This window comes from Paenibacillus naphthalenovorans, from assembly GCF_001465255.1.
In the GTDB taxonomy this organism is placed as follows: domain Bacteria; phylum Bacillota; class Bacilli; order Paenibacillales; family NBRC-103111; genus Paenibacillus_G; species Paenibacillus_G naphthalenovorans.
Map to the genome: position 1 here is coordinate 2391537 of NZ_CP013652.1, position 14244 is coordinate 2405780.

Genomic DNA, 14244 nt, shown 5'->3' on the forward strand with positions numbered 1-14244 from the left:
CGAACGCAAAAAAGGAGACGCACCCCTCCATACGTTCAAGGAATGTCATCTCCGGCTGTCCGGTGGATAAATCCTATATGAATACTTGGATTTCTTAATAAGGATAATTGTACCACTGGAACACTTCATCTGTCAATGATTTTTTCTGTTCTGCATTTTTTCCGAATGAATATGCGCTTTTTTTGCTTGTTCAGTTCAATCGCACCCGCTTCCGGGAAGCCAAAACTCCCCGTTTGCCCAAAACTCTTCCCGTCAACCAAAAGGCATGGCCGGCAACGGAGCCGGGAAGGGCATTGGGGCAAGCTGGATTCATATCGGTTTGGACCCTTACATGCCGGGGTTGAATTTATACCGTCCCGTATTGGTCAATTCGACAATAACTCGGACGCTGCGCAAAGAATCTTCGCGCAACAAAAATTGATCCTCGTCCGCAAGCCGGTGCCATTCCGATGGATTGCGCCGAAACAACGGCTCGCTCAGATTGTATACATCCACCTTCCGCTCAAACCCTTGCCGGTAGGTATGACGGATTTGTTCCTCGGTCTTCTGTTCTGCCAAGCTGATCAGTTCCCGCTTGGTCATTTCCTGATGCATTTCATTGACCCCTGCCTGCAGTATTACCGTAACGTCAAAATAGCCGCCGGGTTGAACTGAAGGCGTGATCTGCACCTCCGGTTTCTCCATGACCAACACAGCGGCCAATGAGTTCCCGCGAAAGAGATAAAGCGGCGCCCGAACCGTTTTTTCGTTCATCCAGGGCAATCCCTGCAAATCATTCAAATCCATAAGTCCCCGGTACCGATCTTTCTGAAAGACGTGCATGCCTTCATACTCTAACAGCGGATGTGCTTTCCTGCTTTCTTTCCATTGGTCCTCCACAATCCGAAGAGAAGCCAGGTAGCTAATTCGCGCATCCTCTTTCAGAGACGTGATAAATTGATACAGCCTGACCGGCTTAATGATCGAGCTTTGCCGGTAGTGATCTTCCGGACTGTGCAAAATGGACATTTTCGGGGACTCTTTAAAAAATGGAGTATTGTTAAAAATGTCTTCAATCGATTCCCTGGTGCTGAACGCCCATACCAAATAACGGATTTCCCTATATCGGTCGAGCAATTCCAATACATCCCGGTATTTGTTTTGCTTCAAAATTCGTTCGCTGAATACAATCGCTGAAACATGGCCCCAAAGCAATTTTTTTTGCGACGTTGAATATAAACTGTTAGCTGCTTCCGTAAACGATTTCCCTGTTCCTTTCCCGACCCATACAGGCGCTTCCGACAGTTTTTGCTGACCTTCCAACTTGGCTACACTGGAAAAATCCAGCATCTGCACATACATGATGCATTTTCCGTCGCTGTAATCGACCCCAATGGCCGTTGCATAGTTGATGTCCTGGACTTCCCGGATGTTCCAACAGCCGGTGGTGATGGTCAACAGTACCATCACCACAGTAAATAGCTTCAATCCCTTCACTTCTTATCTTCTCCTTGACTACTCGTATCATCGAGAATATTGAGCATCTTTGGACGCCGCTTCTTCCACACCCAAGGCAATCGGAACAGCGCATTCGGCAGGTCCTTGAAAAAGGGAGGAGACATTGGAGCCAAATAAGGAACACCGAAAGAGTGAAGTGTCGACAAGTGAACCAGCAAGATAAAAATACCGAGAAAAAAACCATATAACCCGAACAATGCGGCAAAACAGAAAAACATGAATCTTAATATGCTTACCGTCCCGCTCAATGCCTGATTGGTCAACGTTGCGCCGAATACATGAGTCAGCGCGCCGATCACAACAATCCCCGGAGACAAAATGCCGGCTCGAATGGCGGCATCTCCGAGGATAAGCCCTCCGACGACGGTAAGCGTCGAACCGACAGCGAACGGAAGACGAACACCCGCCTCACGCAATATTTCAAGAAAGAGCAGAGCAAGGAACATTTCTATGGTTACCGATAGCGGAATACCGAGCCGGTTGGTCGTAAGAGTGGCCAGCAGGTAGAACGGAATATGATCGTGATGATAAGCGAGCAATGAAACCCAGAACCCCGGCAGCATAAGAGACACAACCAATCCCAATAACCGGAGCGATTGTCCGAATGTCGAGGATAATGCTGTATAATGGATGTCCTCCGGCGTCTTGACCAGAAGCGTTAAATTAGCAGGAGCAACCAAAGCCGCCGGAGTTCCGTCCACCAGCAGGACAAATCGTCCATTCAGCAAACAATTGACTGCAAAATCCGGCCTGCCGGTATACGCCATTAAGGGAAACCATGCCTTGGCCGGCGATATGAGCTCCTCCAATTGCGTCGCGCTGAAAATGCCGTCGATGGTAATTTTTTGAATCCGTTGTTTCACGTCCTGTATGATTTTCGGATCGGCTATATCATACACGTACATCAATCCGACTCTCGTCTGCGTACGTTCACCGACGACTAACGAATCATAGGCCAACGAAGGAGATTTAATCCGCTTGCGGATCAGCGCGACATTGGTGGCCAACTCTTCCACAAAACCGTCCCTCGGTCCCCTGACGGAAACCTCCAAATTCGATTCTTCCGGCTTTCTCGTCGGCAAGTCGGCAATATTAACCGTACCAGTGACCCCAAGTGCGGGGATATGCATGAGCAGATTGCCTTCAAACACATTTTGGGCCGCTTTCCGCTGCCAATCATGATCCGGTAAAAGCTCCAGATGAAGTTGACTCGCCGATATCAGCCACTCGACTTCCGTAAAGCCGTATATTTCATAAAAACGCTGCAAACGAGGCAGCACCAACTCATGAATCATTTGCTGGCTATCGCTCAAACCTTCACAGTAGACGAATAAAACGGATGAACGGTCATCATTTGCATTCAAAGTGTATATATGATGCTTGACATCGGCGCAACGTTGGAAAAAAGCTAAAATCGTATCGGTATCGGCGGGTTCAAACGTTAGGTTTGAGGATGGTTTGGAAGCTGGATTGTGTTCTTGGTTCGGGGACTGCGTCGAACCGTGCGATCCTCTTAGAAGCCGTTTCATCAACCACTCTTTAAACACCGTCATTTCACCTTCTTATTCTGTTGGATATCCAAATTTTTGTTACAAACAACGCCGTTAATCCCAAAACGACATAGACCGACAACGGGAAATACACTTTACCAAGAAAATCCAAAAACTCAGCATCACTGAAAGGCAGAACGACAGCCCCGGTCATCAGTATGGCGGTGAGTATCAGCCATGGCAATGGCTTATTCGGTTTCCATATGTCGACCAGAACAAAAAGGGCCAGTGTGACACGAATAAATGTTCCGGAGAGCCACTGGTAGATGGAGAAAAAATCAAGATGCGCAATATACTGTCCCAATTGGACCATACGCCACTGTTCAAAAGCGGGATAACGCTGTTCTGCCGCCTCATTGGGTCCAAAAATGGCGATGGAACCCGTCAACGGACCCAGAATCAGACCTGTTAGCAATACGAGGACCAGCATGAGATTGCCGAATCGTGGGCGCTTGGTTAAGTGCTCCTGAAAAAAAAGAATGCCCATCATTTCTAAAAGCCCCCCCGCAGCATAAAAGAGGCCTTTCCATATGGGTGCCGTCCCAAACTCCATAACCGGAAACAGCAGGCTGTAATCCTTGTACTTGAAATTGGCTGACATGACAAAATCACCGAATATGATCACAAAAGGGAGCAAAATGCCGGTTACGATCGCAATCGAGCGCAATCCGGCTTTCGCAGCAAATAAATTGCAGATCACTCCCGCTAATACTAATGCCAAAACCGGTGTTTGCGGCAAATAAGAGGCAATGGTCCATGTTATGGTGTCTTTGAGGCAAAGTGTGCCCATGGCGAACACATAGACACTGATCAAAATTAACAAGAAGCATGATAATAGCCTTCCAAAGTGCCGGTACAGCCAAGATTTGAGCGGTACCCCGTTCATGTCCTTGATAATGTAGGACAAACACGCGACCCAAACCGGGGATATAGCCAAGACAACCAAAACACTAACCCATGAATCTCTATGGGAGACCGTTAGCAATAGTGGGATAATGATCACGTGATTCAGAATACCGATGGCTATCAGGATCAGCATATATCCTTGAAGCAGCGATATCTTGTTGTTAGCCGATGCGATAGTGATCACCACTTTTCTATATTTTCCTTATTATTGTTTCCCATTTCACCCTGAATAAACAAAAAATTCCTGAGGGCGAATCTCGCGGCGCCAAAAAATAAAAAAATGCCAGACCCCAAAACCGGTCTGACAATTTTCTTCATCATATGGACCTATGACCTGAATGGCGCAAGGCGTTGTGCCAGGAACTGTGCTCCCTTTTTTGCTCCAACCATCAGCCCCGAGGCCCGAAGCCTTAAAATCTCCCTGACTTAAAAATCGAATATAACAGCCACAAAAACATGATCATCGCCAATCCCAAACCCATTTCAATCGCCGGAAATTGCCAGAGCAAGGTGGATTGTCTGCCCAGAGAAGAACCGATAATCACACCTACCATAATAATACTGAAGGATAACAAAACAATACTAAAAGACAACCGGTTGCTGATCCGATCCAATTTCTTTAAGAAAAGATCCAGTTCAGGGACAGCGATCTCAAGCCGAAGTCTGCCCTGTTTGATCAAAGAGGTTACTTCTTTCATGTGTTTGGGAAGATCCAGCAGCAGTTCCCCGTAATCGGAAACACGATTCCATACCGTTTCCGCTACACTTTTGGGATGCAATCGTTCCTTTAACAATTGACGCCCAATGGGCTCCGCAATGTCGAAGATGCGAAACGCAGGATCCAGTTTTTCAACAACGCCTTCAACCGTCAGCAATGTCTTCCCCAATAACGTCAAGTCTGGGGGGATCCGGATGGAGTGCCGAAACGCTGTGCGAAACAGGTCGTTGACGGCCTCTCCGAGACTGATTTGACTTAACGGGACACCGTAATACTTCTCCCTCAATTGTTCTACATCGCCGCGCAGCTGCGCCATATTCACATCATCCGGCACCAATCCCATGCGAAAGATGGCTTTTATGACCCCGTCTGTACTTTGACGCATCAAAGCAATGACCAAAGAAGAAAAATGGTATTTCATCTCGGGACTAAGCCGTCCTACCATGCCAAAATCGATAAACGCGATCACTTCACCCGGTAGTACGAGCACATTTCCGGGATGAGGATCCCCATGGAAAAAACCGTTATTAAAAATTTGGTGAAAAATCGCCTTCGCAAGACGTTCCGCCAGATTTTTAGGGTTGTAGCCGTACTGTTTCAGTTTATCCGGCTCATTGAGCTTTACTCCGTCAACGTATTCCATGGTCAATACTTTCTTGGCGGAATATTCTAAAAATACTTTGGGAACATAAATGGCAGGGTCATTGCCGAATTGTTTTGCGATTTTCTCCGCATTGCGGCTTTCCATCGTATAATCGAGTTCTGCCCGAAGGGACTTGGAGAATTCATCCACCATATTCCGAATTTGATATCTGGCCGCCCATTCCAGACGATGTTCAGCAAGAGCCGCCAAATCCTGAAGAATTTCCAAATCCGTTTCAATCACACTGGCGATATTCGGACGCTGGACTTTGACCGCTACTTTTTCGCCGGATCGCAAAACAGCCTGGTGGACTTGTCCTATAGACGCAGCAGCCAACGGAGTATCTTCAAAATGTTGAAAAATGTTATCCGGTTCGTCCGCCAATTCCTCCTGAATAATGCCGCGCACTTCCTGAAATGAAAAAGGAGGGACCCGGTCCTGTAATTTTTCCAATTCACGGATGATCTCTTCAGGAAGCAAGTCGGGACGCGTACTTGCGATTTGCCCCAATTTCACGAAAGTGGGTCCCAATTCCTGCAGAACGAGCCTGATCCGTTCGCCAACGGATTTTGGATCCTTTTTCTTCGGTTCGAAGAACATTCTCTGGGGAAGAGAGAGAAACTGAGCAAAACCGATTTCCTCTACCACGATTCCAAATCCATGACGAATCAAAGCAATGGCAATATCCCGATATCGACTGATATGGCGCATCCTTTTTCCAATCATCCATACGTCCCCTTTAACAGCCGGGGGGCCTTGAATGGGCCCCTTATTTACTCGCCTCGTTTTTCCAGGTTCTGAATTCGCTGTTCCAGCCGCTGGATATCATCCTTTGTGGCTAAATTCAATTCGTCCGTCATTTGTTTAAGCTGCTCACGCACCAAACGTTTTAATCCGTCTTTTTCTTCTTCGCCTCGTTGAATCAGTTGATGGATCATATCCTTCGACTCTTCCTTGGATAATTCCCCTTTTTTCACCATTTCATTAACCAGCTTTTCCACCTGTTCTTTGCTTATAACGGCCAAACCCAGTCCAAACGCTAATCCTTTTTTGACAAAATCCATCATCACCGCGACCTCCGTTTCTGATTTATTTCAGCAGGGATATCACTTCATGAATCTTGTTTTGGGCTTCTCGTTCCCCAGCTAGAATACACTCCCGGATTCTGCCGATGTCGAAGGCGAAAATATGCCCGACTTCCGGCCGAAACACCACATCCGCAAATTTTAGATTGCCCCGGCGCTGTACCGTGGTCATAATCGTAAAAGAACGGTAAACCACTTCCAATAGATTGCGCGGCTCCTGTTCTTCATGCTCTCTTTCGACATCCACCGCAAGGATTGCATCCATTCCCGCCGTACGCAGAAGATCAGCGGGGAGGTTATTCAACACTCCCCCGTCCACCAACACTTTGCCCTGATAATGAACGGGAGAAAAGATACCGGGAACCGATGTGGTGGCCCGGATGGCCAAAACGAGACTTCCTTCTTCAAAAACAAAAACGTCTCCTTTTATCAGATCGACCGACACCGTCCGGAACGGAATCTTCAGATCCTCGATTCGGATGTCGCCAAGCCCTTTATGTTCCAGAAATTGAATCAGCATGGCGTATATTTTATTTCCGGCCAAAATCCCGCGCTTGAGAATTCCGATATCCACGAACCGGTAGGAGGGGGTATTCAGAATAAACTCTTCAATCTCCTCGATGTCAATACCGGCGGCAACCAACCCCCCGATGGCACCGCCCATGCTGGTACCCGCAATAAAATCAATCGGGATTTGATGCTTTTTAAAAACTTTGATCACGCCAATATGCGCTAACCCGCGTATTGCCCCTCCTCCCAAAACCAATCCCACTTTCATGCTCATTCTGTCCTTCTCACCCCTTGAGGTTTGCCGAGAAATATATCGTATGGTTCCACGTCCGTCGGATTGATTCAAAACAGCTTCTCCATTACAGTTTATCCATGCCGGATACCAATTCATTCCTCCTTTCATTTTTTCTTGTTATGTGCGACCTGACCCGTCAGGCCAGAGATTCATAAAGAAAATCGGAAAGCATTCCCCTTTCACGGTCGGAAAGGTCTGTAATTGACTTTAGATACCGTCCGATCAAATCGGTTACCTCGATGCCCATCTCGTGATTCATCGTTTGAATGATCGTGCCAAGGACGGTCCCTACAAACATCGTCATCCGCATTTCGTTTGTCGGCGCGTGTTGAACAAGACTTTTGATCAAAGACTCGGTTCGCCCGCCCAGCTTGCGAAGGTAAACAAGAAGAAGCCCGATGATGTACGCGCAGAAGGCAACCCGAACCTGTACCTTCGGAATCTCCTCCATCACCTTTTGAACGGCGTCGCTGAGGCTGCTGCTTTTTAAGCTGTTTAGAAGCGCAAGCACCTTCGTTTTTATTTGATGCCACTCTTCCGGATCGATGACTTCAGAACGAGGTTGTTCGAACAAACTCGAGGCTTTGGCTGTCGGCTGAAAAACAATTTGGGAACGTCCTGTTTCGCCGGGATTTACTGCGTAATCACGGGTGAGACAGCCAAGCTTTTCAAGTTCCTTCAGCATGTCGTAGGCCGTCCATTTGCTGACGCCAATCGCTCTTGCTAATGTTTCATAATGAACAGGCATGTTGGTTTTATTGTACAAGTCGATCAATTTCTGAAGAAATTGCTTTCGGCGTCCGGTCAAAATCACGCCACGGCCACCCCCCAAAAAACCAAAAATATATGCTGTCTAAAATATAAATCCAATTCAAAACGGTTGTCAATAAACAATCCCCAAAAAAGCAAAAAAACAGGTGCGACTCCCTATATTTATCCGGCTTTTCTAATCGTGACGCTTAAAGCAAGGGAATCGGATTTTGCATATTTGCTTCTCTGGCATTATATGATATATTTTAGTTTGTCTTTTGTGTCTTTTTTGTTTTTTGTGTATTTATGTTGTGGAGGGAATTTTATGCGTTCCAATCGTGATCATAATGGGGTCGGCATTACAGGTACAGGATTTTACGTTCCGCCATTCGTTTTAACCAATTTTGACTTGCCGGAAGCTCTGGAAACTTCCGATGAATGGATTCGACAAAGAACAGGCATCCGTCAACGGTATATAGCCGATGAGTCGACGAACACATCCGAACTGGCTGCCATCGCCGCAACTAAAGCTTTAAAGCAAGCCCGGTTATCCCCGAAAGAGGTTGATCTTATCATTGTGGCGACCTCAACTCCGGATAACGCTTTTCCGTCAACTGCCGCACTTGTTCAGCAAAAGCTCGCTTGCCATGCGGCCGCATTCGATCTGTCGGCGGCATGCTCGGGTTTTGTCTATGCCTTGTCCGTTGGCAGCCAATTGATTCGGTCCGGTGCCTACAAGACCGTTCTGGTTATAGGAGCCGACGTGTTTTCAAAAATTTTGAATTGGAACGACCGAAACACGGCAGTGCTGTTTGGAGATGGGGCAGGCGCAGTTGTTCTTCAATCCCTCCCCGGCTCCTTCCCGTGTTACTCTCTATTGGGTGCGGACGGTTCAGGATCAGAGCTGCTCAAGTCCCCGGTTACGGGACCGGTGACGATGAACGGACGAGAAGTATTCAAGTTTGGAGTCCGAATTTTTGAGGCCTTGCTTCGGAAAGTCCTGGACGATTTGAGTCTGAGCATAGATGACATCGCCTTGATCATTCCGCATCAAGCTAACATCCGAATGATCGAGAAAGCCGCAGAGTCAGCCAACATCTCTCTCGATAAAGTATTTGTAAACGTTGAGAAATACGGGAATACGTCAGCAGCTTCCATTCCCATCGCTCTTGCAGAAGCCATTGAACAAAACCGTGCACGTTCCGGTGACATTGTTGTATTGATCGGTTTTGGCGCCGGACTAACCTGGGGCGTTCAGGTCATTCAAGTGGCTTGAAAAAATAAAATATTACTGTATAAGGTCGGGACTATCGATTCATTTTGCATATCAAGGAAGGAATTTAATTCCATTCACCGAAAATTTATGTAATCATTTTTCTTTTTATTGAAATAGTAATGAATCATACAGAACGCTAGGAGGACCTCAATGAAGAAATTCATCCGTGTAATCGTCAAGGTACTGCTTGCCGGATCTTTGGTCGTGTCAGTCAGCCCGACGATCAACGTATCCCAGGTTTACGCAGCAAGTTATGACAACTCGTTCGTTCAGGCTGTCGAATCCCGGTACAACCAGCTGGAGGCGAAATACAGCGACCTGTATGCATCGGACAAGAAGAAAGCGACGGCAACATACGACGCCTTTTATGAGCAGATTCACAACGAGCAGCGCATCTTGAACGACCTTGTCGAAAAGGATCTCGACGAGCTGGCCAAGCTGTTGGACAGGGACTACACTGAACTGTCGGATAAATATGGCGGCAGCGGTTATCGAGATGCATTGAATGCCTACCAACGGGAGATCAACCCGAATTACACCTCCGGAGCGTTATGGAAATATGCGACGGCGATCAACGAGAACTATTTGTCGAGCACGCATTGGCATTTCGCAAATCAGATCAACGAGAACTACAGGTCTTCCCTGATGTGGAATTACCACAACGAGAACAACCCCAACTACTCCGGCAGCACAATGTGGGACTACAGCAACGAAATGAATCCGAACTACACCAGCAGCACAATGCGGAAACTGCGAAACGAATCCAATATCAATTATTCGGGCGGGACGATGCGGGAATACCGGGTCGGGCAGATCTCGCGGGCAGAGGCGGAAAAACGGATCGACAAGGTGCTGACGGATGGGGAGAAGGAGCTGCAGGAGATCCGCGATGCCGCCGTAGCCTCCCTGGACAAGACACAGAAGGATACCGTCCTAAAGCTGACGGCGCTGCGCGATACGACGGTAGAGAAGCTGCTGCTTCAGCGAACGAGCTCGTTGGAAGAAATCATGAGCTTGCGGAAGCGGCATTTTGGCGGAGAGCTGGAAGTGAAGCCGCTCATCATCAGCTTCGATAAAATCAAAGTGATTATCGACGGCGAGCTGCAGAAGTTCGAGCAGCCCCCGGTCAACAAAGACGGGAGCGTTCTGGTTCCGATGCGCGCGATTTTCGAGAGGTTGGGGGCCGTGATCTCCTGGAACGATACGGAGCGTTCGGTGACGGCAACCAAGGGCAGCGTGACGGTCTATCTCCGGATCGGCAGCACCCAGCCTACCGTCAACGGGATTGCCAAACCGCTTGAGGTGCCGGCCCAACTGGTAAACTCATACACGATGGTGCCGGTACGCTTCATCAGCGAATCGCTGGGCGCCGAGGTGAGCTGGGATCAGGCATCCCAGACCGTCTACATCAAAACGCAATAAGCCGTTAGAAAACGGATTGGTCATTCAAGCCGGGGTTCTTCTACCCCGGTTTTTTGCTATACGCATCCTGGGTCCGGTAAACAAACGGACCTTGCAGCGGATGACATTGAGGATCGGATGAGCTAAACCATCCCATAATGACAGGCTCAGCCGAAAGCGATTCCATGACCAATGGACCGAAGTATTACAATTCACCTTCCAGTGATGTAAAATGTAATTAAAAGGAGGGTTTCTCGATGGAGTTAAGGCATTTGCGCTACTTTGTTACTGTTGCTGAAGAACTTCATTTCGGACGGGCTGCTTCACGTTTAAATATTGCACAACCTCCACTCAGTCAACAAATAAGGCAGTTGGAAGATGAACTAGGGTTTCCCCTGTTATTCCGTACCAAACAACGAGTAGAACTTACAGAGGCGGGAAAAGTATTTCTCGAAGAATGCCGCTTATGCCTGGCACATATAGACAGGGCTATAGATGCCGCCGGGCGGGCAAATAAAGGCGAGATTGGCCGGCTTGACATCGGGTTTGTCGGGTCGGCAACTTATAGTATTGTGCCTTTTCTGCAAAGATACCGCTTACAATATCCTTCAGTGAGCCTAATGCTCCATCAAATGAAGACAACGAATCAAATACAAGCCTTACATGACGGACGCATTCATCTTGCTATCGTTCGCACGCCAATTCAAAGTCCATTTTTGACATCGAAGATCATTCTTAAAGAGCGGTTCATTGCCGCACTTCCACAGAAGCATCCCTTAACAAGAAAAAGAAAACTGCATATGCAGGATCTTGCCGGCGAACACTTTATTATCTCATCACGCAATAACGGATCCATTTACCATGACGCCGTGATTCAACTCTGTTATAAGTCGGGATATCGTCCGAACGTTTCTTTGGAGGCGCCGGAAATATTGACCATTGTTGCTTTTGTATCGGAAGGCATGGGCGTTGCATTGGTCCCGGACTCCTTTCGAAATCAAAAAAATAAAGGCGTCATCTATCGGGATTTAGAGGATGTTGAACCGTGTCTGGAGATGTCCCTCGTCTGGAGAAATGACGAAAAATCGCAAGTTCTGAATGAATTCCTGAAATGCATCAAATAAACCGTAGCGGAAATCAAAAAAAACAATCCCTCGAAGCGTTCGATAACATCATTCGAGGGATTTAGCAGAATACTCCGGCTTCCATTATTTATCAGGCTCAGGCAATACCGTCTTCGCAATTTTCGCATCCAGCTCTTCGTAATCGTAATACCGGATCGTCTCGTACAGTTCTTTGCGGGTTTGCATGCGATCCAGGGAGTCGACCTGTGTTCCCTTATTTTGAATCTCGGCAAAAACGCGTTCGTACGCCTTGGCGGCAACCCGAAGAGACGTGACCGGGAAGATGACCATGTTATATCCCCACGCTTCATATTGTTCCGCCGTATAATAAGGGGTTCTCCCGAATTCGGTCATATTGGCCAGCAAAGGACATTCCAGCTTGCTTCTGAAGTGCTTGAATTCTTCCTCGCTCTCCAACGCCTCCGGGAAGATGCCGTCCGCTCCGGCGGCTGCATATTGTCTCGCTCTATCGATCGCGGCATCGATTCCTTCCACGCTTTTCGCATCCGTACGCGCAAGAACAAACAGTGTAGGACAAATCTCTTTAATCGTGCGGATTTTTTGTACCATTTCCTCGACGGTAACAAGCTTCTTCCCGTTCAGATGACCGCATTTTTTCGGCAGCTCCTGGTCTTCGATCTGAACGGCGGCGACTTTAGATTCCGCCATTTCCTTGGCGGTCCGGGCCACATTGAGCACCCCTCCAAAACCGGTATCGATATCGACCAGCAGCGGTAGACCGGACGCGCGAATAAGATCGCGCGCCCTCTCAGCCACCTCGTTGGAATAGACAATACCCAGATCCGGCAATCCCCGGCTGGCCGTATAAGCGGCTCCCGAAAGATAGATCGCTTTAAAGTCATGCTGCTGCGCTATTCTTGCCGACATTCCATCATGTGTGCCAGGAATTTTGAGAATCGGTCCGCCGCTTACAAGCCTTCGGAATTCGTCGGCCAGCCTGCTTTGTTCCGGTTCCTTTTCAATTAACCACGCCATAATAACCTCCACGTTAACATGTCTTGAACGTTATCTGTCAAATCACATACAGACTCAAATATTCTTGTACCGGCAACTCGGTCAATCGGTTATAATCCGAGGAAAGCTGCAAAATATCGGCAGCCTTTTTCCGGGGAAAACGAGTTAACAGATTGGCTTCAAACTTTTCGAGAACTTTGGGCAATCCTTCCGCGCGGCGTTTGCGATGACCGATCGGATATTCGCAAATAACCTTCTCCGAATGCGTGCCGTCCTTGAAATGAATTTGTACCGCGTTGGCAATCGACCGTTTCTCCGGATCAAGGTAGTCTTTGCTGTACTGCTCATCCTCAATGACAACCATTTTTTTTCGAAGCTCGTCGATTCTGGGATCGGATGCCGTTTCGTCCTCATAATGTTCGGCGGTCAACGTACCGTACAACAACCCGATGGCCACCATATACTGCAAGCAATGATCACGGTCAGCCGGATTATGAAGCGGGCCCTTCTTGTCAATAATCCGAATGGCGGATTGATGCGTCGTTAAAGTAATTTGATCGATTTCGTCGAAGCGGTCCTTCACCGATTCGTGCAATTGGAACGCGCATTCGACCGCTGTCTGCGCATGAAATTCTGCCGGGAACGAGATTTTAAACAACACGTTTTCCATCACGTACGATCCCAAGGGCCGTCCCAACACCAATGCCTTGCCATTGAACAGTACATCCTGAAATCCCCAATGTTTGGCCGACAACGCAGTAGAGTATCCCATTTCTCCGTTTAACGCCATAAGAGCCAAGCGTACGGCCCTGCTCGTAGCATCGCCGGCAGCCCAGGATTTGCGCGAGCCGGTATTGGGGGCGTGGCGATATGTTCTCAAGCTGCCTCCATCAAGCCATGCATTGGAGAGCGCATTGACGACCTGTTCCCTGCTGCCGCCCAGCATGGCCGTAACCACTGCCGTTGAAGCCACTTTGACGAACAGCACATGATCCAGTCCGACCCGGTTCAAGCTGTTTTCAAGCGCCAATATCCCCTGGATTTCATGCGCTTTAATCGCAGCCGTCAGCACATCCTTGATCGTGAATGGCGATTTCCCCTCTACTACCCGACCGCGGCTCAGATAGTCCGCGACGGCGAGTATGGCGCCCAGATTATCCGACGGGTGCCCCCATTCGGCGGCGAGCCATGTATCGTTATAATCCAGCCAGCGGATCATGCAGCCGATATTAAATGCCGCATGAACGGGCTCAAGCTCGTATCTCGTTCCCGGAACCCGGGCCCCGCCCGGCAAATTGGCACCCGGTACAACAGGACCCAGATGCTTGGCGCATTCCGGGAAACGGAGCGATAATATAGCTGTTCCGAGTGAATCAAGCAGTACATGCTGGGCGATGCGATACGCTTCCTCACTCTCTACAGTATAATCCAATACGTAGTCGGCAAGATCATTCAATAATTGATCCACTTGTGAGTCATTCTTTTGAATATAGTCTGTTGTACTCATTTGCAAT

The 14244-nt window shown here is 48.2% G+C and carries 12 protein-coding genes; 3 read left to right on the forward strand and 9 right to left on the reverse strand.

Annotated features, from left to right (window positions below; genetic code table 11):
• Positions 1 to 327: 327 nt before the first annotated feature.
• The 7 genes from IJ22_RS11960 to IJ22_RS11990 form a co-directional block, all read right to left on the reverse strand.
• On the reverse strand, positions 328 to 1476 hold the full coding sequence (locus IJ22_RS11960; protein ID WP_062408969.1) for a Ger(x)C family spore germination protein: 1149 nt from the start codon (positions 1474 to 1476) through the stop codon (positions 328 to 330).
• Positions 1473 to 3050, reverse strand: coding sequence for a spore germination protein (locus IJ22_RS11965; protein ID WP_335338488.1), 1578 nt, complete (start codon positions 3048 to 3050; stop codon positions 1473 to 1475). Before IJ22_RS11965 ends, IJ22_RS11960 begins: the two co-directional genes overlap by 4 nt.
• Before the next feature lies 1 nt (position 3051).
• Positions 3052 to 4140: an endospore germination permease gene (locus IJ22_RS11970; RefSeq protein WP_062408970.1), complete on the reverse strand. Its 1089-nt coding sequence runs from the start codon at positions 4138 to 4140 to the stop codon at positions 3052 to 3054.
• A gap of 223 nt (positions 4141 to 4363) precedes the next feature.
• On the reverse strand, positions 4364 to 6040 hold the full coding sequence (ubiB, locus tag IJ22_RS11975) for a 2-polyprenylphenol 6-hydroxylase (RefSeq protein WP_062408971.1): 1677 nt from the start codon (positions 6038 to 6040) through the stop codon (positions 4364 to 4366).
• A 47-nt stretch (positions 6041 to 6087) separates the two neighbouring features.
• Positions 6088 to 6378: a phasin family protein gene (locus IJ22_RS11980; protein ID WP_062410965.1), complete on the reverse strand. Its 291-nt coding sequence runs from the start codon at positions 6376 to 6378 to the stop codon at positions 6088 to 6090.
• 25 nt (positions 6379 to 6403) lie between these two features.
• Positions 6404 to 7177 (reverse strand): patatin-like phospholipase family protein, encoded by a 774-nt coding sequence (locus tag IJ22_RS11985; RefSeq protein ID WP_062410966.1) that lies wholly within the window; start codon positions 7175 to 7177, stop codon positions 6404 to 6406.
• Positions 7178 to 7340: 163 nt separating this feature from the next.
• Positions 7341 to 8018: a LexA family transcriptional regulator gene (locus IJ22_RS11990; protein ID WP_054817718.1), complete on the reverse strand. Its 678-nt coding sequence runs from the start codon at positions 8016 to 8018 to the stop codon at positions 7341 to 7343.
• Between the two features lie 261 nt (positions 8019 to 8279).
• Between IJ22_RS11990 and IJ22_RS11995 the strand changes: the two genes are divergently transcribed.
• From IJ22_RS11995 to IJ22_RS12005, 3 genes are all read left to right on the forward strand, one after another.
• Positions 8280 to 9230 carry a beta-ketoacyl-ACP synthase III gene (locus IJ22_RS11995; RefSeq protein ID WP_062408972.1) on the forward strand — a complete coding sequence of 317 codons (951 nt, stop codon included), beginning with the start codon at positions 8280 to 8282 and terminating at the stop codon, positions 9228 to 9230.
• Between the two features lie 150 nt (positions 9231 to 9380).
• On the forward strand, positions 9381 to 10652 hold the full coding sequence (locus IJ22_RS12000; RefSeq protein WP_062408973.1) for a copper amine oxidase N-terminal domain-containing protein: 1272 nt from the start codon (positions 9381 to 9383) through the stop codon (positions 10650 to 10652).
• 236 nt (positions 10653 to 10888) lie between these two features.
• Entirely contained in the window at positions 10889 to 11755 is an 867-nt protein-coding gene (locus tag IJ22_RS12005; protein WP_062408974.1) for a LysR family transcriptional regulator, read from the forward strand.
• A gap of 84 nt (positions 11756 to 11839) precedes the next feature.
• Here IJ22_RS12005 and prpB read toward each other — a convergent pair whose 3' ends face one another.
• A complete protein-coding gene (gene prpB / locus IJ22_RS12010; protein ID WP_062408975.1) occupies positions 11840 to 12751 on the reverse strand; it encodes a methylisocitrate lyase in 912 nt (303 codons plus the stop codon).
• Positions 12752 to 12788: 37 nt separating this feature from the next.
• On the reverse strand, positions 12789 to 14237 hold the full coding sequence (locus tag IJ22_RS12015) for a bifunctional 2-methylcitrate dehydratase/aconitate hydratase (RefSeq protein WP_062408976.1): 1449 nt from the start codon (positions 14235 to 14237) through the stop codon (positions 12789 to 12791).
• Between the last annotated feature and the right edge of the window lie 7 nt (positions 14238 to 14244).

Excerpts from the sequence above, each read along its gene's own strand:
- IJ22_RS11965 (WP_335338488.1), bottom strand. The coding sequence starts at position 3,050 with ATGACGGTGTTTAAAGAGTGGTTGATGAAACGGCTTCTAAGAGGATCG.
- ubiB (WP_062408971.1), bottom strand. The coding sequence starts at position 6,040 with ATGATTGGAAAAAGGATGCGCCATATCAGTCGATATCGGGATATTGCC.
- IJ22_RS11980 (WP_062410965.1), bottom strand. The coding sequence starts at position 6,378 with ATGGATTTTGTCAAAAAAGGATTAGCGTTTGGACTGGGTTTGGCCGTT.
- IJ22_RS11985 (WP_062410966.1), bottom strand. The coding sequence starts at position 7,177 with ATGAAAGTGGGATTGGTTTTGGGAGGAGGGGCAATACGCGGGTTAGCG.
- IJ22_RS11995 (WP_062408972.1), top strand. The coding sequence starts at position 8,280 with ATGCGTTCCAATCGTGATCATAATGGGGTCGGCATTACAGGTACAGGA.
- IJ22_RS12000 (WP_062408973.1), top strand. The coding sequence starts at position 9,381 with ATGAAGAAATTCATCCGTGTAATCGTCAAGGTACTGCTTGCCGGATCT.
- IJ22_RS12005 (WP_062408974.1), top strand. The coding sequence starts at position 10,889 with ATGGAGTTAAGGCATTTGCGCTACTTTGTTACTGTTGCTGAAGAACTT.
- prpB (WP_062408975.1), bottom strand. The coding sequence starts at position 12,751 with ATGGCGTGGTTAATTGAAAAGGAACCGGAACAAAGCAGGCTGGCCGAC.
- IJ22_RS12015 (WP_062408976.1), bottom strand. The coding sequence starts at position 14,237 with ATGAGTACAACAGACTATATTCAAAAGAATGACTCACAAGTGGATCAA.